Consider the following 22,983-nt stretch of genomic DNA (forward strand, 5'->3'; position numbering starts at 1 on the left):
TCGTCGCGGCGTGACCGCCTGACGCTAATCGTTACCAGAGGTCGATCACTGCTTGGGCAGCAACCGGCCCATCACCGGCCCGAACAGCTGCTGATAACCCGACCCCGTCAGCCGCACCAGGACGTCCAGGAGCTTGGCGTCCGTGCCCACCAGCACCCGAGCCTTCTTCTTGCGCACGGCGTCCAGGATGACCTCGGCGGCGCGGTGAGGTGTGGTCTTGGCCAGCCGCTTGTCGAACAATTTGGCCAGCTCCGCCTGGTCGAGGCCCTCGGCGGCGGTGGCGTTGCGCGCAATCGCGGTCTTGATGCCGCCGGGGTGCACCGTGGTCACCGCCACCGGGTGGCCGGCCGCCGCCATCTCTTGTCGCAGCGCCTCGGTGAAGCCCCGCACGGCGAACTTGGCCGAGTTGTAGGCGGCCTGCCCGGGCACCGAAAAGAGCCCGAACACGCTGGAGACGTTGACGACGTGCCCGTCACCGGAGGCGATCAGGTGCGGCAGGAACGCCTTGGTGCCGTTGACGACACCCCAGAAGTCGACGTCCATCACCCGTTCGATGTCCTTGAACTGGCTGACTTCGACGTCGCCGGTGAAGGCGATGCCGGCGTTGTTGTAGATCTGGTTGACCTTGCCGAAATGGTCCTTGACGCTGTCGGCGTAGGCCAGGAAGGCCTCGCGCTCGGTTACGTCGAGCCGGTCCGACTTGAACGCCGCGCCGATCGCCTTGAGCTGCTCTTCGGTGTGCCCCAGACCGTCGAGGTCGACGTCGCTGATCGCCACCTTGGCGCCCGAGCGGGCCAACTCCAGGGCCAGCGCCTGCCCGATACCTGAACCCGCGCCCGTCACCACCGCGACCTTGCCGGCGAACCCTTGCATGAGCACCCTTCCTTCTCGGCACGTTTGCGTCGAGGCTAGCCGGTACCGGCGGTCCCTGATAGCCGTGGGTCGCAGAATCGCGCCCGGGTCAGCGGCCGTCGCCCGGTCAGCCGAACGCCGTGTCGATGATCTCCTGCTGCTCGACGGCGTGCACCTTCGACGAGCCCGACGACGGCGCCGACATCGCCCGGCGCGAGATCCGCTTGAGCCCGGTCAGCTTGTCGGGCAGCAGCTCGGGCAGCTCCAGCCCGAATCGCGGCCAGGCGCCCTGGTTGGCCGGTTCCTCCTGCACCCAGAAGAACTGGGCGGCATTCGGGTAGCGGTCCAGTGTTTCTTCGAGCCGGTGTTTCGGCAGCGGCGCAAGCTGCTCTATCCGCACGATCGCCACGTCGTCGCGGTGGTCCTTGGCCTTACGGGCGGCCAACTCGTAGTAGAGCTTGCCGCTGGTCAGCAGGATCCGGGTGACCTTGCTTCGATCACCGATGCCGTCCTCGTACGTCGGCTCTTCGAGCACCGAGCGGAACCTGAGCTCGGTGAAGTCCCTGACGTCGCTGACTGCGGCCCTGTTGCGCAGCATCGACTTCGGGGTGAACACGATCAGTGGACGCTGCACACCGTCGAGGGCGTGGCGCCGCAACAAGTGGAAATAGTTGGACGGCGTCGAGGGCATCGCGATCGTCATCGAACCCTCGGCCCACAGCTGCAGGAAGCGCTCGATGCGGCCCGAAGTGTGATCGGGACCCTGGCCTTCGTGGCCGTGCGGCAGCAGCAGCACGACACTGGACAACTGGCCCCACTTGGCCTCACCGGAGCTGATGAACTCGTCGATGATCGACTGCGCCCCGTTGACGAAGTCCCCGAACTGTGCCTCCCACAACACCAGGGCGTCGGGGTTGCCGACCGTGTAGCCGTATTCGAATCCGACAACCGCGTACTCGGAGAGCGGCGAGTCGTAGACCAGGAACTTCCCGCCGGTGGGGGTGCCGTCGGGATTGGTCGCCAGCAGCTTGAGCGGCGTGAATTCTTCGCCGGTGTTGCGGTCGATGATCACCGAGTGCCGCTGGGAGAAGGTACCGCGCCGGGTGTCTTGCCCCGACAGCCGTACCAGCTTGCCCTCGGCCACCAGCGAACCCAGCGCCAGCAGTTCGGCGAAGGCCCAGTCGATCTTGCCCTCGTAGGCCATCTCGCGGCGCTTCTCCAGCACCGGCTGCACCCGCGGGTGTGCGGTGAAGCCATCCGGCACCGCCAGGAACGCGTCGCCAATCCGCGCCAGCAGGGACTTGTCCACGGAGGTGTCCAGCCCGGCCGCCACCATCTGATGGGACTCGACGGATTCGCTCGGCATGGCGCCATGTTTTTCCAGCTCGCGGACCTCGTTGAACACCCGCTCCAGCTGGCCCTGGTAGTCGCGCAACGCGTCTTCGGCTTCTTTCATCGAAATGTCGCCGCGGCCGATCAGGGCTTCGGTGTAACTCTTGCGCACCCCTCGCTTGACATCGACGACGTCGTACATCCCGGGGTTGGTCATCGACGGGTCGTCGCCCTCGTTGTGCCCGCGTCTGCGGTAGCACAGCATGTCGATGACGACATCCTTCTTGAACTCCTGGCGGAAATCCACGGCCAGCTTTGCCACCCACGCGCAGGCTTCCGGGTCGTCGCCGTTGACGTGAAAGATGGGGGCCCCGACCATCTTGGCGACGTCGGTGCAGTACTCGCTGGAGCGCGAGTACTCCGGCGCGGTGGTGAAGCCGATCTGATTGTTGACGATGATGTGGATGGTGCCGCCGACGCGATACCCGGGCAGGTTGGTCAGGTTGAGCGTCTCGGCCACCACACCCTGGCCGGCGAAGGCGGCGTCGCCATGCAGCATCAGGGGCACCACGGCGAAGCTCTTGCCACCCTCGTCATCCGCGCCCCGGTCCAGTAGATCCTGTTTGGCCCGGACCAGACCCTCCGCCACCGGGTCCACGGCTTCCAGGTGTGAGGGGTTGGCCGTCAGCGAAACCTGAATGTCGTTGTCGCCGAACATCTGCAGGTACACGCCGGTGGCGCCGAGGTGGTATTTGACGTCGCCGGACCCGTGCGCCTGCGCCGGGTTGAGGTTGCCCTCGAACTCGCTGAAGATCTGTGAGTAGGGCTTGCCAACGATGTTGGCCAGCACGTTGAGCCGGCCGCGGTGCGGCATCGCGATGACGACTTCGTCGAGGCCGTGCTCGGCGCACTGGTCGATCGCCGCGTCCATCATCGGGATCACACTCTCGGCGCCTTCCAACGAAAAACGTTTTTGGCCAACGTATTTGGTTTGCAGGAAGGTTTCGAAGGCCTCGGCCGCGTTCAGCTTGCTCAAAATGAACTTCTGCTCAGCCACCGTCGGTTTGACGTGCTTGGTCTCGACGCGCTGCTGCAGCCACTCCTGTTGTGCAGGGTCCAGGATGTGGGTGTACTCCACGCCGATGTGGCGGCAGTAGGCGTCGCGCAGCAGACCCAGCACGTCGCGCAGCTTCGAATATTGGCGACCGCCGAATCCGTTGACTTTGAACACTCGGTCGAGGTCCCACAGCGTCAGGCCATGGTTGACGATCTCGAGATCGGGGTGACTGCGGAACCGGGTGCTGTCCAGCCGGAGCGGGTCGATATCGGCCATCAGGTGCCCGCGGTTGCGGTAGGCCGCGATCAACTCCATCACCCGGGCGTTCTTGTCCACGATCGAGTCCGGGTTGTCGGTGCTCCAGCGGATGGGCAGGTAGGGGTTGCCCGTCTCGCGGAAAATGTCGTCCCAGAACGCGTCCGACAGCAGCATTTCGTGGATGGTGCGCAGGAAGTCGCCGGACTCCGCGCCCTGGATGATGCGGTGGTCGTAGGTGGAGGTCAGCGTGATCAGCTTGCCGATGCCCAGCTCGGCGATGCGTTCCTCGCTGGCGCCCTGAAACTCCGCGGGGTACTCCATGGCGCCGACACCGATGATGGCACCCTGGCCCGTCATCAGCCGCGGCACCGAGTGCACGGTGCCGATGGTGCCCGGGTTGGTCAGTGAAATGGTTACGCCGGCAAAGTCTTCCGCGGTCAGCTTGCCGTCGCGGGCCCGCCGCACGATGTCTTCGTAGGCGGTGACGAATTGCGCGAAGCGCATGGATTCGCAACCCTTGATCCCCGCGACCACCAGGGAACGCTTGCCGTCCTTGCCCTGCAGGTCGATGGCCAGACCGAGGTTGGTGTGCGCCGGCGTCACCGCGGTGGGCTTGCCGTCGACCTCGGCGTAGTGCCGATTCATGTTCGGGAACTTCTTGATCGCCTGCACCATCGCATAGCCCAGCAGGTGCGTGAACGAGATCTTGCCGCCGCGGGTGCGCTTGAGCTGGTTGTTGATGACGATCCGGTTGTCGATCATCAGCTTGGCCGGGATGGCGCGCACACTGGTCGCCGTCGGCACCTCCAGCGACGCCGACATGTTCTTCACGACGGCCGCCGCGGCGCCGCGCAGCGGCTGCAGCTCGTCGCCTTCCGACGGTGGGGGTGTGGCGGCCTTGGCCGGCCGCGCCGCGACCCCATTGCCGGTGGCCGTGCTGGCGGGGGCCGGCGGCTTGGCGGGCTCGGCGGTCTGCGGGGCCGCCGGAGCCGGTTTCGCCGGGGCCGGGCCGGTGGCCGCCGAACGGTCACCGCTGGTCGGGGCGGCCGGCGCCGGCTCGCTGGTGGACTCGGGGTTGTAGTCGACCAAGAACTCGTGCCAGCTCGGATCCACTGACGAGGGGTCGTCGCGGAACTTGCGGTACATCTCCTCGACCAGCCATTCGTTTTGCCCGAATGGTGAACTTATGTTGCTCACGACCGCAGTTCGCCTCAATCCTTGTGCTCTGCAAGCGCATTCCCGCGGACGCCTGCACCCTTGTCGGCCCGGACGACCGAACACCTCATTTGGAAGGCGGTACCCGTTCTTCCGCCCTATAAAGGCTAACCTTTCGCCGTTTATCCGCCAGGTTGACCGGGGTATCGCGACGGCCGGGCCAGCCCGATGGTGGCCACGCCGCGCTTGCCATCGCCGCGGCCGCGCTGGCGAGTGCCACCTAGCCGGCTTCGTGGACCGGAGGCACCAGGTGCAGCGCGCGGGGCCAGCGCGCGGGCGGGGCGCCGAACGCCCTGTTGGCGTTGCGGATCATCTTCTTGCCGGCCAGATAGTTGCCGATGGCGCCCACCACGACCCCGATACCGACCGGCAGCAGTTTGCCGAACAACAGGGCGCCGCGTCGCACCGTGTACTTGCGGACCCATGACTTGAGCAGCCGTGAGTTCAGCTTCGACATCGACGACAGCGGCAGGGCGGCCAGGCTCTCGGAGATCCAGCCGCCGTTGGTGCGGCGTGGACCGATCAGCTCGGCGACGGCGTGCTCGCTGTTGTCGCCGGCGAGGACTGCCAGCACCAGCGCGCGGCGCCGTTCCCGGTGATCGGCCGGAATGTCGTGCACCACCGCCATCGCCAACACGAAGAACGCGGTGGCCTCCAGGAACGTCACCGTTTCCGCGGCCGCCGCGGACAGGGCGCTGATCGTGCCGATACCGGGAACGGTCGCCGCGGCCCCCACGGCAACGCCGGCGGCCGTCACGATGGCCAGATATCGCTTCTGCAACTTGGCCACGATCTCCGCCGGCCCGGCCTGCGGGTGCGCGTTGCGCAGTCGGGTCACATAAGCCTCGGCGGCGGGGCCCTGTATCCACGAGCTCCGCTCGATGACCTGCGCCAACGCCCGCGCGGACATTTTGGGTCGACCGCTCTTGGCGGCCGGCTGCTGTCCCGCGTCGGACATGGTGAAAAACCGGTTCGGCGACCTTTTCCGTCGAGCCCGCATATCGTCTCTCCTGCAAACGGCGTTCCCCCAGGCTAACCCGCTCGCGGCAATTCCCGACGCGTTATGCACCCTGACCGGGTCCTGCGCTGCCGGCCTCTTGCCGCACCGGGAATAATGCACGCTGGATGTCTGCGGCGGTCGTAGCCGTTCGTCGGCCCTCATGCTGTTTACCGCGCCGCACGCGTGTGTATCACCTGCGTGGGCGGGGCCGGTCGACCGGCCGGGCCGGTACGGCTGAACAGCATCGTCGGGAGCGAAACGAGGTGGGGTGGATGACCACGGCTACGCCCGGCGCGCCGAGGGGACGCGCGGGATCGGGGCCGGTCCGGGCCGCCGAACGCTGGGACTTCTTCACCCGGAGCTCGCCGCAGTCGCAGAACCCCTGGAACCCGCTGTGGGCGATGATGATCGGCTTTTTCATGATCATGGTCGACTCGACCATCGTCGCGATCGCAAACCCGACCATCATGGCCAGCATCGGTTACGACACCGTGGTGTGGGTGACCAGCGCCTACCTGCTGGGGTATGCGGTCGTGTTGCTGGTGGCCGGACGTCTGGGTGACCGGTTCGGTCCCAAGAACCTCTATTTGATCGGCCTGGTGGTGTTCACCGCCTCATCGGTGTGGTGCGGGCTGGCCGGCAGCGCCGCCATGCTGATCGCGGCGCGCGTGGTGCAGGGCGTCGGCGCAGGGCTGCTCACTCCGCAGACCCTGTCGACGATCACCCGCATCTTCCCGTCGGAGCGGCGCGGCGTCGCGGTGAGCCTGTGGGGCGCCACCGCCGGCGTCGCCAGCCTGGTGGGTCCGCTGGCCGGCGGTGTGCTGGTCGACGGGCTGGGCTGGCAGTGGATCTTCTTCGTCAACGTCCCCATCGGCGTCGTCGGGCTGGCGCTGGCGTATTGGCTGATCCCGGTGCTGCCCACCCAGTCGCACCGCTTCGACCTGATCGGGGTCACGCTGTCCGGCATCGGCATCTTCTTGATCGTGTTCGGGCTGCAACAGGGCCAGGCCGCGCACTGGCAGCCCTGGATCTGGGCGCTGATCGTCGCGGGCATCGGGTTCATGACGGCCTTCGCGTTCTGGCAGTCGCTGAACGCCCATGAGCCGCTGATTCCGTTGGTGATCTTCAGTGACCGCGATTTCAGCCTGTGCAACGTCGGGGTCGCCATCATCTCGTTCACCGCAACGGCCGTGATGCTGCCGCTGACCTTCTACGCGCAGGCCGTGTGCGGGCTGTCACCGACGCGCTCGGCCCTGCTCATCGCGCCGATGGCGATTGCCAACGGCGTCTTCGCGCCGTTCGTCGGAAGGATCGTCGACAAATACCACCCGCAGCCGGTGCTCGGTTTCGGCTTCTCGGTGCTGGCGATCGCGCTGACCTGGCTCGCCTTCGAGATGTCCCCGACGACACCGATCTGGCGGCTGGTGTTGCCGTTCTTCGCGATGGGTGTCGGGATGGCGTTCGTGTGGTCACCACTGACCGCCACCGCCACGCGTAACCTGCCGCCGCATCTGGCCGGCGCGGGCTCCGCGGTCTACAACTCCGTGCGCCAGCTCGGCGCGGTGCTCGGCAGCGCCGGCATGGCCGCGTTCATGACGTGGCGGATCACCGCCGAGATGCCGAGGCAGCCGTCCGGCGGCGCCACCGGCGAAGACGCGCTCACCTTGCAGTTGCCCGGGTTCCTGCGCGAACCGTTCGCGGCCGCGATGTCGCAATCGACGCTGTTGCCGGCGTTCATCGCGTTGTTCGGGATCGTCGCCGCGCTGTTCCTGGCTGGTTCCGCCCCGTGGGCGGGCAAAGGCGCCGGCAGGGGCGGCGGCGTTCCGCACGATCCCGACGACGACGTCGACGAGGACTATGACGACGACCAGTACGTGGAATTCCTCCTGGTGCGTGACCCCGAGGTGGAGCGGGGGAGCATTCCCGAACAACCCCGGCAGCGGGTCGAACGCCCGTCGCCGGCGCCCGGCGCAGTGCCGCGGCGCAGCCCGGCCGCGCAGCCTCAACCAATTGGGCACGCCCACAACGGGTCTCATGTGGACAGCGGCAAACGCCTTCGCCAGGTCGCGGTGCGGCGCCCGCCGAAATCGCTCCCGCCCGGCGATCGCCTCACCCGGCCGCCGCGCCGCCAACCAAACGGCTCGGCGGGACGCCATTTCCCCGAGGGGGAATCGCTGCGCGGTCAGCAGCACCGTTCCGATCCGGACGACGACCCCACCGGTTCGGGCCGGCATTCGTCAACCGGGTAGGCGGTTTACCGCAGATCCGGCTGCGTGAGCGCCAGGAACGCGCCCAAGTCGATCAGGCCCGTGGGGCTGGCGGGCAGATACTCCGTCAATGACGGGGACCGCACGATCACGGCTGCGTACTGAGCCCGGCTCACCGCGACGTTGAGCCGATTCCGGTTTAGCAGGAAGGAGATTCCGCGAGGCACCACATCCATGGACGACACCGTCATGGAGATGAAGACGACCGGCGCCTGCCCACCCTGGAATTTGTCGACCGTCCCCACCCGCACGCCGCCGAGCCCCGCGGCGGTCAGCCGGTGACGCAGCAGCGCCACCTGAGCGTTGTAGGGGGCCAGCACCAGCACGTCGGCGGCCGTCAACGCCCGGGTGCCGTGTTCGTCGGTCCACGCGGCGCCGAGCAGCTGGTCGATCTCGGTGACGATCGCGTCGGCCTCCTCCGGGCTTTCGGTTGAATTGCCTTGGTGCTCAACCGAAAGCAATTGCACACCGGGCCGACACCCGTGCAGGCGGCGGGCGGCGGTGCAGTCGTGGGAGTGCAGCCTGCCCTCGTAGGAGAGCGCTGACACCGCGGCGCAGACCGCCGGATGCATGCGGTAGGAGAGGTTCAGGAAGTAACCGCGCTCATCGGGCAGGGTGCGCTGACCGTCGACCAGCCACTCCAGCGCGGAGGTGTCCACCGGCTCAGGATGCGTGCCCTGGGTGACTTGCGGCAGCTGCTGAGGGTCTCCGAGCAGCAGCAGATTCGCGGCGGCCGGGGCCACGGCGATGGTGTTGGCCAAACAGAATTGGCCGGCCTCGTCGATCACCAGCAGATCCAGGCTTCCCGGTGGGATCCGGTTGGCGTTGGCGAAATCCCATGCCGTTCCGCCGATCACGCAGCCCGGCGTGTCGGCGAGGAAGGCGGCGTACGCTCCGCCGTCGATCTCGCGCCAGCGCGGGGCCGAGTGGTCGTAGCGTTTCTTCGCGATCCGTTGCGGGTCCAGGCCGGCGTCGATCACACAGTCCAGCACGTTCTCCACGGTGGCGTGCGATTGGGCCACCACACCAACGCGCCAGCCGTGTTGGGTGACCAGGTCGTGGATCACCCGCGCGGCGGTGTGGGTCTTGCCTGTGCCCGGTGGCCCGTGCACCGCCAGGTAGGACGAATCCAGATCGAGTAGCGCGCCGGTGATGTCGGTGACGGTGTCGTCGCTACGCGGCAGGACAGCGCCGCCGCGGGCGCGGGGTGCGCGGCGCAACAGCACGTCGACGATGGCGGTGGGCGGCAGTTGCGGCAATCCGGCGGCTATCCCGGTGGCGGTCGCCTCGATCGACTCGCGCAGGGCCGTCGTCGGGATGGGCGGGCCGGGAGTCAGCGCGAACGGTAATTGGTCAAAGGTGTTGCCGTCGCTGCCAACTCGTTCGAGAATCACCACTTCGTTGGGGGTCGCCGGATCGTCGGCCTCGACGACCGTAGCCCGCCCGGCCGCCCGCCGGTCCGGGCTGTCGGTCATGCCCGGCGGCGCCGGCGCGTCATAAAGCGCGAAGACGTCGCTCTTCAAGTCGCCGCGCGCCAGCTCGCCACGTAGCCGCAGCCGCCGCTGCGGTTTGCGCGCGCGGGGAGGCGTGTGCCAGTCGGCGCTGACCGATGCGTGTTCAGCGACGAACACATCGGTGTTGTCCGCCCACTCGTCGATGGGGAAGTTCAGCCGGTCGAAATGCGCCCACCAGAAGGGTTTGTCCTCACGTCGGTGGTAGCCGCGCGCGGCGGCCAGCAGCGCCACCGCCGTCTGTTGCGGGGTGCGATCGTCGACGCCGGCGGCCCCGCTGAACGTCGCCAACGTCACCGCCAGCTGGTCGCGGTCGTCGACGGTGTTGCCGTCGGCCACCGGCTGTGCGCCGATCGGTACCACGCCAGATTCATAAGCCCGCAACATCAGCCAGTTTCGCAATTCCTGAGTCGACCGGCAGTCGTACTGGTTGTAGTCCTCGATCTCCTTGAGCACGGAGGCGGCCTCGTCGCCGCGGCCGTCGGCTTGAAGGTCGCAGTACCGTGCGTAGGAGGTGATGGATCCGGTGGCCGTGGTCACGTCACCGGCGCGCAGCTGGGACCCCATGTAGAGCGGCTCCAGCGCCTTGAGGCTGAACGATTCCGCACCCACCCGAACGCTCCTGCGCACCAAGGGGTAGAGGTCGACCAGCGTCCCGCTGCGCAGCAGTTCGTCGACTTGGTCCTCGCCCACTCCGTAGCGCCCGGCGAGCCGCAACAGCGCGGTCTTCTCGTAAGGCGCGTAATGGTAGATGTGCATGTTGGGACGGCGCTTGCGGCGTTTGGCGACCAGTGCCAAGAAGTCGATCAGCGCGTTGCGTTCGTCGGCCCGGTTGTGGGCCCACAGCGGGCGAAACTTGCCCGTCGGCCCGGCTTCCAACACGCCGAACAGATATTCCAGGCCCCAGTCGCGCCCATCGGTGGTCCACAGCGGGTCGCCTTCGAAGTCGAAGAACAGGTCCCCCGGGTCGGGCTCGGGGAGCAGGGCCAGGGGCTGCGGGTCGATGACCTCGACCTGAGGAAGGCCGGTTTCGCGTTGGCGGACTTGCAATTTCGCCTGAATGGTCAGCTTGTTCAGCACACCGGCCGACAGTCCCGGCACGGCTCCCCGATGATCGGCCAGGGCCGCGACCGTGCCGATGCCGGCCTCAAACAGCTTGTCCCGCTGGCCTACTCGCAGACCGGCGACCAGCAGAACGTCGTCGGCCGCCCGCAGCTGTTCGACGCACAACGGGCAGTGAAAGCAGGCGGTCACGCCTTCGTCATCCCAGCGAACCGCCGCGCCGCCCGCGTAATGCTCATCGAGGAGGCGCTGCAGCCGGGCCCGCTGGGAGCGGTACACCGGGATCAGGTCGCACACCCGGTGTCGCACCGCGGTTCCATCGCCCAGCCGCAATTCGGCCTCCGGCGCGACCGGGACGCCCGAGGCGGCCAGCGCGTCGGCGTAGGCGGCCAGCTGCAGCAGCGCGGTGACCTTGGCCGAGCGGGCCAGTTTGGTATCGACGACCCGGTACCGGTCGTTGTCGCGCACCAGGAAATCGGCGAAGCCGACCAAGCGGCCGTCGAACATGGCGGCCTGATAGACCACCGGCGCGCGATCGGCCACGGCGCGCCGGGTGGCGTCGGCGGCAGCCGCAAAGCCGGCGGGCGTGTAGGCCGGGCGACCGATGATCGCGACCGCCTGCCCGAACCGGTCGCGCAGCGCGGCGAGCTCGCGTCGCTCGTGTTCGCTACCGAGGTCGGCGGTCCGCGCGAGCAGGTCGTCCTCAACGGTGACGGCGGGACCGCGGCCCAGCTTCGCGTCGAAATCCCGTAGTAGCGCGAATTCGCACCGGGCCGCAGCGGCAAGATCCGATGCGCTGTAAACGATGCTGTCGCCGGAGACCAACACCGGAGCCACTGTAGGTCAGCGCACCGACAGGACCGCCGTGCCGGGCGGGCGTGCCGCGGATCAGTGGGCGGGGGTGTTGCCGATGAGTTCGACCGCGTTGCCGTTCCAGTGAAACTTCACGTCGGTGTTCAAGCCGTTGATGCCGCCGGGGTAGGTCAGCGCCACCGTGTCGCCCGTGGTTTGCGCGGGGTCGACGCCGTTGAAGCCGTAGGTGTCGGGCACGCCCTGCGGGATGAACTGGCCGAGGTGAAACAGCACCGCACGCGTGGTCGGACTGACCGCGTTGGTGTTGGCCTTGATGATGATCGCCGACAGCTGTGCGCACTGGTTGTAGTTGCCGGCCAGCGGTTCGGGGTTCCAGGGCTGCTGGCTGCGCGGGTCGCGGGGCAACTCGGACACCACCTTGGCGATGGTGGGCGAGGCCAGGTTGACCGCGCAGGGGTCGGCCGGCGGCGCGTTGCCGGGTTGGGCGGCCGCCGGCGGGGTGGCCGGGGCCGTGACGGATGCGGTCTCCGACGTAGTCCTGGCCGGCGGCGTCTTGGCGACGGTGGAGTCTCCCGAACCGCAGCCGGCCAGCGTGAAGGCGATCAGAGCGACAGCGGCCGAGCCAGCCAGTGGCTCGGTACGACACGGCAGCGACCACACATTTGTGCACCGTACCGTCATCGGGTCCGGGGCCGTGGCAGGCGTGGCCGAGTGTGCTGACGATCACCCGCAGCGCTCGGCTCCGCCGAGCTCGCGATCACCACGGGGCCCTCTGGCGGTGACCCGCAGCGCTCGGCTCCGCCGAGCTCGCGATCACCACTAGACTCCTTGGACGATGACCCTCCCGGACAGCTCGACTGAAGCTGCCTCACCGACGTTTGCCGACCTGCAGATCCACCCCTCGGTCCTGCGGGCTATTGCCGACGTCGGCTACGAGTCGCCCACCGGCATTCAGGCCGCGACGATCCCGGCGCTGATGGCGGGTTCCGACGTCGTCGGGCTCGCCCAGACCGGCACCGGCAAGACCGCCGCGTTCGCGATCCCGATCCTGTCCAAGATCGACGTCACCAGCACCGCCACCCAGGCGCTGGTGCTCGCCCCGACCCGGGAACTGGCCCTGCAGGTGGCCGAGGCGTTCAGCCGGTACGGGGCCCACCTGCCCAAGATCAACGTGCTGCCGATCTACGGCGGTTCGTCCTACGGCGTGCAGCTGGCCGGGCTGCGCCGCGGCGCCCAGGTGGTGGTCGGCACCCCGGGCCGGGTCATCGATCATCTCGAGCGCGGGACGCTGGACCTGTCCCACGTCGACTACCTGGTGCTCGACGAGGCCGACGAAATGCTCACCATGGGCTTCGCCGAGGAAGTCGATCGCATCCTGTCCGAAACCCCGGAATACAAGCAGGTGGCGCTGTTCTCTGCGACCATGCCGCCCGCGATCCGCAAGATCACCACCAAGTACCTGCATGATCCGCTCGAGGTCAGCACCAAGGCGAAAACCGCTACCGCCGAGAACATTACGCAGCGCTACATCCAGGTCGCCGGGCCGCGCAAAATGGATGCGCTGACACGGGTTCTGGAAGTCGAGCCGTTCGAGGCGATGATCGTGTTCGTCAGGACCAAACAGGCCACCGAGGAAGTCGCGGAAAAGCTCAGGGCCCGAGGCTTCTCCGCGGCCGCGATCAACGGTGACATCCCGCAGGGCCAGCGCGAGCGCACCGTCGCCGCCCTGAAAGACGGCAGCATCGACATCCTGGTCGCCACCGACGTGGCCGCGCGCGGGCTCGACGTGGAGCGGATATCACACGTGCTCAACTACGACATCCCGCATGACACCGAGTCTTACGTGCACCGGATCGGACGCACCGGCCGGGCCGGACGTTCGGGAACCGCGCTCCTGTTCGTCTCCCCGCGCGAGCGCCACCTGCTCAAGGCGATCGAAAAGGCCACCCGGCAAACGCTCACCGAAACCGAATTGCCCACCGTCGAGGACGTCAACGCGCAGCGGGTGGCCAAGTTCGCCGATTCCATCACCACCGCGCTCGGCTCCCCGGGAATCGATCTGTTCCGCAAGCTGGTTCAGGACTACGAACGCGAGCACGACACCCCGATGGCCGATATCGCCGCCGCGCTGGCATTGCAATCCCGCGACGGCGAGGAATTCCTGATGGCGCCCGAGCCGCCCCCGGAGCGTCGCGAGCGGCGTACCGAGCGCCGCGACCGCTCCGAAAGGCCAAGGAATGCAAAGCCATTCGCCACCTATCGGATCGCGGTGGGCAAGCGGCACAAGATCGGCCCCGGCGCGATCGTCGGCGCCATCGCCAACGAGGGCGGCCTGCATCGCAGCGATTTCGGTCACATCGCGATCGGGCCGGACTTCTCGCTGGTGGAACTGCCGGCCAAGTTGCCTAAGTCGACGTTCAAAAGGCTTGAGCACACCCGCATTTCGGGGGTGCTGATCAACCTTGCGCCGGAACGCTCATCCGCTAACAAGCCCCGCGGCCGAGACGGTGGGAAGCCGCGCAGGAAACACGACGGATGACGCTGTCCGAAGAGCAAGACGCCCAGGGCGGGCTCGAGCAGACCTCTCGCGTCGACCGGGTCGCCTCGCTGACCGGGGTCCGCGCGGTCGCCGCGCTCCTCGTCGTCGGCACCCACGCGGCCTACACCACCGGCAAGTACACGCACGGCTACTGGGGCCTGGTGGGCTCCCGGATGGAGATCGGGGTGCCGATCTTTTTCGTGCTCTCCGGCTACCTGTTGTTCCGCCCTTGGGTGAAGTCCGCGGCCACAGGTGGCCCCCCGCCGTCGCTGAGTCGCTATGCGTGGCACCGGGTTCGGCGCATCATGCCCGCCTACGTCATCACCGTGTTGTTCGCCTACGTCCTGTACCACTTCCGCGAAGCCGGGCCGAACCCCGGGCACAGTTGGCTGGGGCTGGCGCGCAACCTGACGCTGACGCAAATTTACTGCGACGGCTACCTGGGTAAGTATCTGCACCAGGGGCTGACCCAGATGTGGAGCCTAGCGGTGGAGGGCTCCTTCTACGTCATCCTGCCGCTGCTGGCGTACCTGCTGCTGGTGGCGATCTGCCGACGGCAGTGGCAGCCGAAATTGGTGCTGGCGGCGCTGGCGGCGATGGCGTTGATCAGCCCGGCGTGGCTGGTCCTGGTGCATACCGACCACTGGTTTCCCGACGGCGCGAGGCTGTGGTTGCCCACCTATCTGGCGTGGTTCCTCGCCGGCATGATGCTGACCGTGCTGCAGGAGATGGGGGTGCGCGGGTACGGGTTCGTGGCCATACCGCTGGCGGTCGTCTGCTATTTCATCGTGTCGACGCCGATTGCCGGCGCGCCCACGACGTCGCCGGCGACCCTGAGCGAGGCGTTGTTCAAGACGTGCTTCTATGCCGTCATCGCCGCGCTCGCGGTGGCACCCCTGGCCCTGGGCGATCACGGCTGGTACTCGCAGGTCCTGGCCAGCCGCCCGATGGTGTGGTTGGGGGAGGTCTCCTACGAGATCTTCCTGATCCACCTGATCACCATGGAATTCGCGATGGACTATATCGTCGGCGCGCGCGTCTACACCGGCTCGATGCTGTACCTGTACGTCGCGACGCTGGTCGTGACGATCCCGCTGGCGTGGCTACTGCACCGCTTCACGAGGGTGCGGGACTGAGCCGGGCTAGACCCGATGGTGGCGACCCGCTTCGCCGGCTCCGCCGCGCTCGCGATCGCCACTGGCCCCGATGGTGGCGACCCGCTTCGCCCGGCTCCGCCGCGCTCGCGATCGCCACTAGCCCCGGGCGGAAACCGGCGTCACAATCGGCACGACGAATTCCTCGATCATCGCGCGTTCTTCGTCTTCGTCGCGGCCCGGGTACGTCAGCAGCGAGACGATCACCCGCACCGTCCAGCGAGCCCGGCGTTCGACGACGGCGGGATCGTCGGGTCCCAGCGAGTGCAGAAACGCCGCAGCCAGCGCCGCGATCACGTCGGACTGCCCGGCCAATTCGCCACCCACCGGCGGGCGGGTGGTGGCGAACCAGGATGCCAGCGCGGGGCTCTCCCGAACCATCCGCAGTGTGACGAGGATGCTCGCGACCAGTCGTTGCCGCGGGTCCTCGATGTCGCCGGTGCGCGCGATGATCTCGCTGCCCAGCCGGTGGGTTTCACGGTGGATGTAAGCGGTTCGCAGCGCCTCGCGGTTCTCGAAGTACCGGTACAGCGTCGCTCGGGAACACCCCGCCGCCCTGGCGATTTCGTTCATGCCGATCGAGTCCGAGTCGCGCTGCGTGTAGAGCTGCTCGGCCGCGTCGAGTATCCGGTCGGCGGCCGCTTCGGTCCGGTGCGTACCCAGCCAGTCGTTGCCGGGCATCAGGACTTCACTTGAATCGGCACCGACAGCGGACGCCGGACATAACTGCCGTCGGCCCAGACGATGCCGGATTCGTCCACGTCGAAGTCCGGGCAGCGGGCCAGCAGCTCGGTCAGCGCAACGCGAGATTGCATCCGGGCCGCGGCGGCGCCCAGGCAGTGGTGTGCGCCGTGGCTGAACGTCATGATGTTGCGCGGGCATCGGGTCACGTCGAGTTCGCCTGCGTCCGAACCGTATTGGCGTTCGTCGCGGTTGGCCGAACCGTACAGCAAGAATACCCTGCGTCCGGCCGGGATGGTCGTCTCGGCGACGGTCACATCGCGGGTGACCGTGCGGGCCAGTCCCTGCACCGGTGAGGTCATCCGCAGCAATTCCTCGACCGCGTCGGGAATGCGGTCCGGGTCGTCCACCAGCAGCTGACGTTGGTCGGGTCGTTGGTGCAGCAGCGGCATCGAGCCGCCGAGCATGCCGGTGACGGTGTCGTTGCCGCCGGTGACCATGGTGAACGTGAACGCCAGAATGGACAGCGTGCCGGCGATGTCGCCGTCGGCGCCGACCCCGGCGGCCACCAAGTGGGAGATGGTGTCGTCCTCGGGTTCGGTTCGGCGCCGCTCGATCAGCGCGGTGAAGTAGGCCATCATCGATCCGACCGCGTCGCCGACGGTTTCCAAGGCGCCGGCGACGCCGCCCTCGGCGGTGTTGGCCGCGACGATCGCCTGGGTCCAGTCGTCGAATTGGACCCGATCTTCTTCGGGCACACCGAGATAGTGGGCGACGACCATCGACGGCAGCGGTTTGAACAGCTCGGCGACGATGTCGCCGCCGCCGGCCGAGCGCAACCCCTCGATGCGCTCGGCGACGAACTCCCGGACCTTGGGCTCCACGGCCTCGACCTGTCGCGGCGTGAATCCGCGCGACACCAGTTTGCGGAACTCGGTGTGTACGGGTGGATCTTGCATCACAAACGGCGGATTATCCTGCAGCCCAATCATTTCCAGGTCGCCATAGTTGACGGTCAGGCCCTGGGCGGAGGAGAAGGTCTCGTGGTCGCGGGCCGCGGCCCACACGTCGGCATACCGGGAGAGCACGTAGTAGTCATGCTCGGGGTGATCGGACGGCACGACGTGGTGTACGGGGTCGTGGTCGCGCAACGCGCGGTACATGGGCCACGGATTCGGCCACGTGTCGGCGGTGGCCAGCTGGAATTTGACCGGGGCATCGTGAGACATAACCACAGGCATGTCTCATTCGTACGACAATGACGGCAGGATGTCAACCGTTGCGGCCGGTGAAGTTCACGTTCGACCTACAGTGCTCTCTGGTCACCGACTTGTGCATCGCGAGCTTGTTGAGCTGCTGCCTTCTTCGGTTGCTCGGCGTGCCTGGAACAGTTGCGTTGGACCTCGAACGCCCTTGAGCCGGGGCGCCCCCGCAAAGGACCACACGAATCCCTCTGCGTCGCCGACCGCGTCTCGCGCAGACCCTGCTACCAATACCGCGCCGGGCGGGGCGATTTCGGTGACCCGACTGGCAACATTCACCGGACTGCCGAACCAGTCTCGGGCACGGCTGACCGCCCAACCCGACGCAATGCCGATCCGCAGTTCTGGCAAGGTCTCGTCGCGGGCGGCGGCTTCGGACAATTCCAGCATGGCATCAGCCAGCTTGACGGGATTCGGGGAGATCAGCATCACCGCGTCACCAATCGTCTTGACCAATCGCACTGGCGGGTCGACGATTTCGCGTGCCAGATCGGCCAGCCTTTCAACGAGTCGCACCAGGTCCTCTGGTGGGACCGCCTCGCCAAGACGAGTGAAGCCAACCATGTCGGCGAACGCGACAGCGAGTAGCCGAGGCCCGGGAAGCGCGGTGCCAGACGCCCGCTCCGTTGCGTTGAGCTCCTCACCCTCCACCGCACGCCGTAGCTGCACGAACAAAGTGTCACAAACCGTCTGGCACAGCAGCGGCGCGATCTGGCGGGCTAACGCTTCGTGCGCCTGTGCCAGCTGAAGCTCGGTGATGCCCGGATGAAGGACCGCCGACATCGTGCCGTATCGCATTGCCGGGACGGCGCGCGAAAGCCCCTCGGCGAGCCGACGAACTATCAAGACCACACGATCGGCATCCAGACCCATGTCGATGAGCTGGTGTTGGCGCGCTGCGGCCTCAGCATCCGCGCGCAGGTGGACAACTGCGTCTGGATCATCCACCCGGGGCAATCCCAAGGCCTGCATGATGCGTCGGAGGAACTCCAGGTCGATGCCGTGGGCTTCGCTGATTGCGCGCGCCGACACATGGTTGCCGTCATCACCTAACGCCCGGCGTGCCGGTAGGAGCGTCGGAGCAAACTCGCTCCGGATCTGTTCCACATCAAAACCTTGCTGGAGTAACCACGCGATGAGCTCAGCCCGCTCCACCCGGAGGTTGCCATCCAGACCATCCAACAGGCCGGTTTGCTCGATTGCTTCGATGTCGGTCATCGCATCATTATCGGTCGGTACCGCAGCCACAAGACGCACTTCAAAAGTGCTGTCCGCCAAGCAGTTTGAGATCTCACAAGTCGCCGACTCTAGAACTAGATGCCCGAGCCGGGGTTGAGAATGCCCTGGGGATCCAGCGCCTGCTTGATCCGCCGGTTGAGCTCCATCACGTCGGGCCCCAGGTAGCCGGCCAGCCAGGGCCGCTTCAACCGGCCGACGCCGTGCTCACCGGTGATCGTGCCGCCCAGGCCGACGGCCAGGTCCATGATCTCGCCGAACGCCAGGTGGGCGCGTTCGGTCATGTCGGCATCGGCGGGGTCGTAGACGATCAGCGGATGGGTGTTGCCGTCGCCGGCGTGGGCGATCACCGAGATCATCAGGTCGCGCTCGGCGGCGATGCGCGCGATCCCGGTGACCAGCTTGCCCAGCGCCGGAAGCGGCACCCCGACATCTTCGAGCAGTAACGATCCCTTCGCTTCGACGGCCGGGATGCAAAACCGGCGCGCGACGACGAAAGCCTCGCCCTCGTCGGGATCGTCGGTCGAAAACACTTCCGTTGCAGCGTTTTCCGCGAACACCTTGGCCATGATTTCGGCGTCCTCGCTGCCGGCGCGGCCGCGCTCGTCGGACCCGGCCACCAGCATGGCGGCCGCCCCGCGGTCCAGATCCATCCGCAGAGTGTCCTCGACGGCGTTGACCGCCACCGAATCCATGAACTCCAGCATCGAGGGGCGAAGCCGCGCGGTGACACCGAGCACCGCCTCCACCGCGTCCTCGACGGTCGCGAAGCTGGCCACCACGATGCTGGATGCGTTCTGCTTGGGCACCAGCCGCAGCGTCACTTCGGTGATGACGCCCAGCGTGCCTTCGCTGCCGACGAACAGCTTGGTCAGGCTCAGCCCCGCGACATCCTTGAGCCGTGGGCCGCCCAGCCGGACGGCGGTGCCGTCGGCCAGCACCACCTGCATGCCCAGCACGTAGTCGGTGGTGACGCCGTACTTCACGCAGCACAGCCCACCGGCGTTGGTGGCGATATTGCCCCCGATGCTGCAGATTTCGAACGACGACGGATCGGGCGGGTACCACAGGCCATGCTCGGCGGCGGCCTTCTTCACCTCGGCATTGAAGAGCCCGGGCTGGCATACCGCGGTGCGGGTCACCGGGTCGATCGCGATGTCGCGCATCTTCTCGGTGGACAACACAATGCCGTTGTCCAGGGCGGTCGCCCCGCCGGACAGGCCGCTGCCGGCGCCACGGGTCACGACCGGCACCCGGTGCGCGGCGGCCCAGCGCAGCACGGTCTGCACCTCTTCGGTGCGCCGCGGCCGGACCACGGCCAGCGGCTTTCCCGCGGACGGGTCGAAGGCGCGGTCCTGGCGATAGCCCTCGGTGACGGTTGGATCGGTGACGACCATCCCGTCGGGCAGGTCGGCGATCAGGGTGGCCAGGGCATCAGAGCTCACGGCCCGATACTAAGCCCGCGTCAGGCGTCCTGGTCTTCGGCGAACGCCGGCGTGCGGTCCAGCTCGCGCAGCGACGGCAGCCGGCAGGCGACCAGGCCGATCAGCAGGATCGGGACCGCCAGCGCCAGGAACGTGACCTTCAGTCCGGCTGCGTCGGCCAGCGGGCCGGCGACCAGCAACCCCAACGGTCCGGCGGCGTAGGTCAGGCCCGTCATCACCCCGACCACTCGACCGCGGAGACGATGCGGCGCGCGGGTCTGCATGACGTAGTTGTAGATCGGCTGGATGGGGCCGTAGACCAGGCCGGTGACGCCGCACAACGCCAGGATCACCGGCAACGGCGGCAGGAACGCGATGCCGGCCGTCGCGGCACCAAAGGTGATGGTTGCGGTCAGCACCGCCGTGCGCCGCCGGGTGTACTTCGACAGCGCGGCATAGCCGAGTGCGCCCACCACGCCGCCGACCCCGAGGGCCATCAGCGCCCAACCCAATTGAGCGGGTTGGTGCTGGTCGGCGAAATACTTTGGGAACAGCACACTTTCCATGGGCAGGTACAGCGCGGTGACGAACAAATCGATCAAGCCGAGGGTGCGCAGCACCCGCAGGTTCCAGACGAACCGCATCCCTTCGGCGACGCCGGACGCCAGCCCCACCGGGCGGTTCGCCTGGTGGGGCTGGCCGGCGCCTTCCAGCCGCAACGCGGCAACGGCGAGAAAGGACAAGCTGAAACAACCCGCCGTGACCCACATCGTGTTGATGCCGCCCAGCGTGGCGATCATCAATCCACCGATGCCGGGACCCAGGATGAAGGCCAGATTCAGGATCGCCTCGTAGCTGCTGTTGGTGCGGTCCAGGGACCAGTCCGCGCGGGCGGCGGCCTCCGGCAGCATCGACTGGCGCGCCGTTGTCCCGGCGGGATCGAAGGCGGCGGCGCAGAAAGCCAGCACGGCCAACTCGGTCACGTTGATCGCTTCGGCGCCGAAGAACCAGGCGGTCAGCGGCACACCGATGACCGCCAGGCCGGACAGGGAATCGGAGACCAGCGACACCCGACGGCGCCCGAAGAAATCGACCGCGGTCCCGGCGATCAGCGTGGAGAGCACCAACGGCAGCGTCATGGCCGCGGCCACGATCGAGGCGTCCTTCGCGCTGTCGTGGTGCTGCAATGCCAGCCATGGGAAGGCCACGATCGAAATGCCGGTGCCCGTCGTCGCAAGCAGCGTCGCGAACAGGATCAGGGACGCCGGGCCGCGGCTCGTATGGCTCATGGATATCGCGGGAAATGTAACCGCAAACCGACTGCGGGAGCCACTGGATTTCGTGGTCACCCCGGGGGAATGCAGGATGGTCATGTGCTCGCCCACCCACGTACCGGTCAGGCGTTCGGCTCTCCGGTCGGTGCCGGCAGCGGGTGGCCGGGTGATCCGGCAACGCCGCAGACCCCGGTGGCGGCCGACGCCGCGGCCGTCGCCGAGCTCGCCGAACGCGCCGGCTCGATTCCCGAAATCGACGCACTGGTCAGTGTCTGCCGGGCCTGCCCGCGGTTGGTCAGCTGGCGCGAGGACGTCGCGGTCGTCAAACGCCGCGCCTTTGCCGACCAACCGTATTGGGGACGGCCGGTGCCCAGTTGGGGGTCAGCGCGACCCCGGCTGCTGATTGTCGGTTTGGCGCCCGCCGCGCACGGCGCCAACCGGACGGGACGGATGTTCACCGGCGACCGTTCGGGTGACCAGTTGTACGCGGCGCTGTACCGGGCCGGGCTGGTGAACCAGCCGACCAGCGTCGATGCAGCGGATGGGTTGCGGACCACGAAAATTCGCATCGTCGCACCGGTGCGATGTGCGCCTCCCGCCAACGCCCCGACGCCGCAGGAGCGGGATACTTGCTGGCCCTGGCTGCAGGCCGAGTGGCGATTGGTGTCCGAGGATGTTCGCGTGGTCGTGGCCCTGGGCGGGTTCGGCTGGCAGGTCGCGTTGCGGCTGCCGGGCACCTCGGCCGGGCGCAAGCCCAGGTTCGGCCACGGCGTCGTCGCCGACCTGGCGCCCGGGGTGCGATTGCTCGGCTGCTACCACCCGAGCCAGCAAAACATGTTCACCGGTAGGTTGACACCGGCAATGCTCGACGACGTCTTCCGCGAGGCAAAAGGACTGGCAGGGATCAAGTGACCGAAGTTCTGGTATCCGGCGCCAGTGTGGCGGGGACGGCGGCGGCGTTCTGGCTTGGGCGGCATGGCTTTTCGGTGACCGTGGTCGAGCGCCACCGCGGTCCCAGGCCGGGCGGCCAGGCGATCGATGTGCGGGGGCCGGCGCTGACGGTGCTCGAGCGCATGGGGCTGCTGGGCGCCGCCCAGCAGCGCAAGACGCAAATGCAGGGTTCCTCCGTCGTCGACCGTGACGGCAACGAATTGTCCCGGGACACCGAAGCCACACCAACCGGTGGACGCATCGACAGCCCCGACATCGAGTTGTTGCGCGACGACTTGGTCGAATTGCTCTACGGCGCAAGCCAATGGACGGCCGAATATCTATTCGATGACACCATCACCGCCGTGCAGGACGACGGTGCCGCGGTCCGCGTCACCTTCGAACGCGCGGCGCCGCGCAATTTTGACCTCGTCATCGGCGCCGACGGATTGCACTCCAATGTCCGGCGGTTGGTCTTCGGCCCCGAAGACGACTTCATCGAAAGGCTCGGCACGCACGCGGCCATCTTCACGGTGCCGAATTTTTTGGACCTGGACTATTGGCAGACCTGGCACTACGGCGACGCCACCATGGCGGGGGTCTACAGCGCGCGCAACAACTCCGAGGCCCGGGCCATGTTGGGTTTCATGGACACCGAGCTGCGGCTCGACTACCGCGACACCGAGGCGCAGTTCGCCGAGCTGGAGCGGCGGATGGCCGGCGACGGCTGGGTTCGCCCCCAACTGCTGGAGTACATGCGGACCGCACCGGATTTCTACTTCGACGAGATGTCGCAGATCAAGATGGATCGCTGGTCGCGGGGCAGGGTGGCGCTGGTCGGTGACGCCGGGTACTGCTGTTCACCCCTGTCCGGCCAGGGGACCAGTGTGGCGCTGCTGGGCGCCTACATCCTGGCCGGCGAACTCAAGGCGGCCAGCCAAGGCGGCGCTGTCGACTATGAGACCGGCTTCGCCGACTACCACCGCGAGTTCAGCGACTACGTCAAGCGCAATCAATGGCTGGTCGTGGACAACATCCCGGGCGGTGCGCCGATACCGCAAGAGGTGTTCGATCGCATCGTCGCCTCGATCAGCCTGAAGGATTACTGAGCCCGGA

15 protein-coding genes are annotated in these 22,983 nt (G+C 67.5%); 5 read left to right on the forward strand and 10 right to left on the reverse strand.

What is annotated here, in order from left to right:
- Positions 1-45 precede the first annotated feature (45 nt).
- From ACIUM1_RS21470 to ACIUM1_RS21480, 3 genes are all read right to left on the reverse strand, one after another.
- Positions 46-873: an SDR family NAD(P)-dependent oxidoreductase gene (locus ACIUM1_RS21470; protein ID WP_406814564.1), complete on the reverse strand. Its 828-nt coding sequence runs from the start codon at positions 871-873 to the stop codon at positions 46-48.
- Between the two features lie 106 nt (positions 874-979).
- Entirely contained in the window at positions 980-4,696 is a 3,717-nt protein-coding gene (locus ACIUM1_RS21475) for a multifunctional oxoglutarate decarboxylase/oxoglutarate dehydrogenase thiamine pyrophosphate-binding subunit/dihydrolipoyllysine-residue succinyltransferase subunit (RefSeq protein WP_406814565.1), read from the reverse strand.
- Positions 4,697-4,934: 238 nt separating this feature from the next.
- Positions 4,935-5,714, reverse strand: coding sequence for a hypothetical protein (locus ACIUM1_RS21480; protein ID WP_406814566.1), 780 nt, complete (start codon positions 5,712-5,714; stop codon positions 4,935-4,937).
- A 272-nt stretch (positions 5,715-5,986) separates the two neighbouring features.
- Between ACIUM1_RS21480 and ACIUM1_RS21485 the strand changes: the two genes are divergently transcribed.
- Complete coding sequence (locus tag ACIUM1_RS21485; RefSeq protein ID WP_406814567.1) at positions 5,987-7,963, forward strand: MFS transporter; 1,977 nt, start codon at positions 5,987-5,989, stop codon at positions 7,961-7,963.
- A 5-nt stretch (positions 7,964-7,968) separates the two neighbouring features.
- Here ACIUM1_RS21485 and ACIUM1_RS21490 read toward each other — a convergent pair whose 3' ends face one another.
- Both ACIUM1_RS21490 and ACIUM1_RS21495 read right to left on the reverse strand, forming a co-directional pair.
- Positions 7,969-11,382 (reverse strand): TM0106 family RecB-like putative nuclease, encoded by a 3,414-nt coding sequence (locus ACIUM1_RS21490; RefSeq protein ID WP_406814568.1) that lies wholly within the window; start codon positions 11,380-11,382, stop codon positions 7,969-7,971.
- Between the two features lie 60 nt (positions 11,383-11,442).
- Entirely contained in the window at positions 11,443-12,048 is a 606-nt protein-coding gene (locus ACIUM1_RS21495) for an LppP/LprE family lipoprotein (RefSeq protein WP_406814569.1), read from the reverse strand.
- Between the two features lie 154 nt (positions 12,049-12,202).
- Here ACIUM1_RS21495 and ACIUM1_RS21500 point away from each other — a divergent pair, with 154 nt between their 5' ends.
- Together ACIUM1_RS21500 and ACIUM1_RS21505 are read left to right on the forward strand one after the other, a co-directional pair.
- On the forward strand, positions 12,203-13,906 hold the full coding sequence (locus ACIUM1_RS21500; RefSeq protein WP_406814570.1) for a DEAD/DEAH box helicase: 1,704 nt from the start codon (positions 12,203-12,205) through the stop codon (positions 13,904-13,906).
- A complete protein-coding gene (locus tag ACIUM1_RS21505; RefSeq protein ID WP_406814571.1) occupies positions 13,903-15,042 on the forward strand; it encodes an acyltransferase family protein in 1,140 nt (379 codons plus the stop codon). Before ACIUM1_RS21500 ends, ACIUM1_RS21505 begins: the two co-directional genes overlap by 4 nt.
- A gap of 117 nt (positions 15,043-15,159) precedes the next feature.
- Here the strand turns inward: ACIUM1_RS21505 and ACIUM1_RS21510 are convergent, their stop codons facing one another.
- The 5 genes from ACIUM1_RS21510 to ACIUM1_RS21530 form a co-directional block, all read right to left on the reverse strand.
- Positions 15,160-15,741, reverse strand: coding sequence for a TetR/AcrR family transcriptional regulator (locus tag ACIUM1_RS21510; protein ID WP_406814572.1), 582 nt, complete (start codon positions 15,739-15,741; stop codon positions 15,160-15,162).
- Positions 15,741-16,982, reverse strand: coding sequence for a cytochrome P450 (locus ACIUM1_RS21515; protein ID WP_406814573.1), 1,242 nt, complete (start codon positions 16,980-16,982; stop codon positions 15,741-15,743). The genes ACIUM1_RS21510 and ACIUM1_RS21515 overlap by 1 nt, the downstream gene beginning before the upstream one ends.
- Before the next feature lie 81 nt (positions 16,983-17,063).
- Complete coding sequence (locus tag ACIUM1_RS21520; protein WP_406814574.1) at positions 17,064-18,221, reverse strand: adenylate cyclase regulatory domain-containing protein; 1,158 nt, start codon at positions 18,219-18,221, stop codon at positions 17,064-17,066.
- Positions 18,222-18,316: 95 nt separating this feature from the next.
- Positions 18,317-19,684: an FAD-binding oxidoreductase gene (locus tag ACIUM1_RS21525; protein WP_406814575.1), complete on the reverse strand. Its 1,368-nt coding sequence runs from the start codon at positions 19,682-19,684 to the stop codon at positions 18,317-18,319.
- Between the two features lie 20 nt (positions 19,685-19,704).
- Positions 19,705-20,952 carry an MFS transporter gene (locus ACIUM1_RS21530; protein ID WP_406814576.1) on the reverse strand — a complete coding sequence of 416 codons (1,248 nt, stop codon included), beginning with the start codon at positions 20,950-20,952 and terminating at the stop codon, positions 19,705-19,707.
- Positions 20,953-21,021: 69 nt separating this feature from the next.
- On the opposite strand from ACIUM1_RS21530, the gene ACIUM1_RS21535 reads away from it, so the two are divergent.
- Entirely contained in the window at positions 21,022-21,849 is an 828-nt protein-coding gene (locus ACIUM1_RS21535) for a uracil-DNA glycosylase (RefSeq protein ID WP_406814577.1), read from the forward strand.
- Positions 21,846-22,976 (forward strand): FAD-binding protein, encoded by a 1,131-nt coding sequence (locus tag ACIUM1_RS21540; RefSeq protein ID WP_406814578.1) that lies wholly within the window; start codon positions 21,846-21,848, stop codon positions 22,974-22,976. The genes ACIUM1_RS21535 and ACIUM1_RS21540 overlap by 4 nt, the downstream gene beginning before the upstream one ends.
- The last annotated feature ends 7 nt before the right edge of the window (positions 22,977-22,983 follow it).

This window comes from Mycobacterium sp. M23085, assembly GCF_045343915.1.
GTDB lineage: Bacteria > Actinomycetota > Actinomycetes > Mycobacteriales > Mycobacteriaceae > Mycobacterium.

What these genes read in the sequence shown, in the direction of transcription:
- ACIUM1_RS21470 (WP_406814564.1), bottom strand. Translation starts at nt 873, where the DNA reads ATGCAAGGGTTCGCCGGCAAGGTCGCGGTGGTGACGGGCGCGGGTTCA.
- ACIUM1_RS21480 (WP_406814566.1), bottom strand. Translation starts at nt 5,714, where the DNA reads ATGCGGGCTCGACGGAAAAGGTCGCCGAACCGGTTTTTCACCATGTCC.
- ACIUM1_RS21485 (WP_406814567.1), top strand. Translation starts at nt 5,987, where the DNA reads ATGACCACGGCTACGCCCGGCGCGCCGAGGGGACGCGCGGGATCGGGG.
- ACIUM1_RS21495 (WP_406814569.1), bottom strand. Translation starts at nt 12,048, where the DNA reads ATGACGGTACGGTGCACAAATGTGTGGTCGCTGCCGTGTCGTACCGAG.
- ACIUM1_RS21500 (WP_406814570.1), top strand. Translation starts at nt 12,203, where the DNA reads ATGACCCTCCCGGACAGCTCGACTGAAGCTGCCTCACCGACGTTTGCC.
- ACIUM1_RS21505 (WP_406814571.1), top strand. Translation starts at nt 13,903, where the DNA reads ATGACGCTGTCCGAAGAGCAAGACGCCCAGGGCGGGCTCGAGCAGACC.
- ACIUM1_RS21510 (WP_406814572.1), bottom strand. Translation starts at nt 15,741, where the DNA reads ATGCCCGGCAACGACTGGCTGGGTACGCACCGGACCGAAGCGGCCGCC.
- ACIUM1_RS21515 (WP_406814573.1), bottom strand. Translation starts at nt 16,982, where the DNA reads ATGCCTGTGGTTATGTCTCACGATGCCCCGGTCAAATTCCAGCTGGCC.
- ACIUM1_RS21520 (WP_406814574.1), bottom strand. Translation starts at nt 18,221, where the DNA reads ATGACCGACATCGAAGCAATCGAGCAAACCGGCCTGTTGGATGGTCTG.
- ACIUM1_RS21530 (WP_406814576.1), bottom strand. Translation starts at nt 20,952, where the DNA reads ATGAGCCATACGAGCCGCGGCCCGGCGTCCCTGATCCTGTTCGCGACG.
- ACIUM1_RS21535 (WP_406814577.1), top strand. Translation starts at nt 21,022, where the DNA reads ATGCAGGATGGTCATGTGCTCGCCCACCCACGTACCGGTCAGGCGTTC.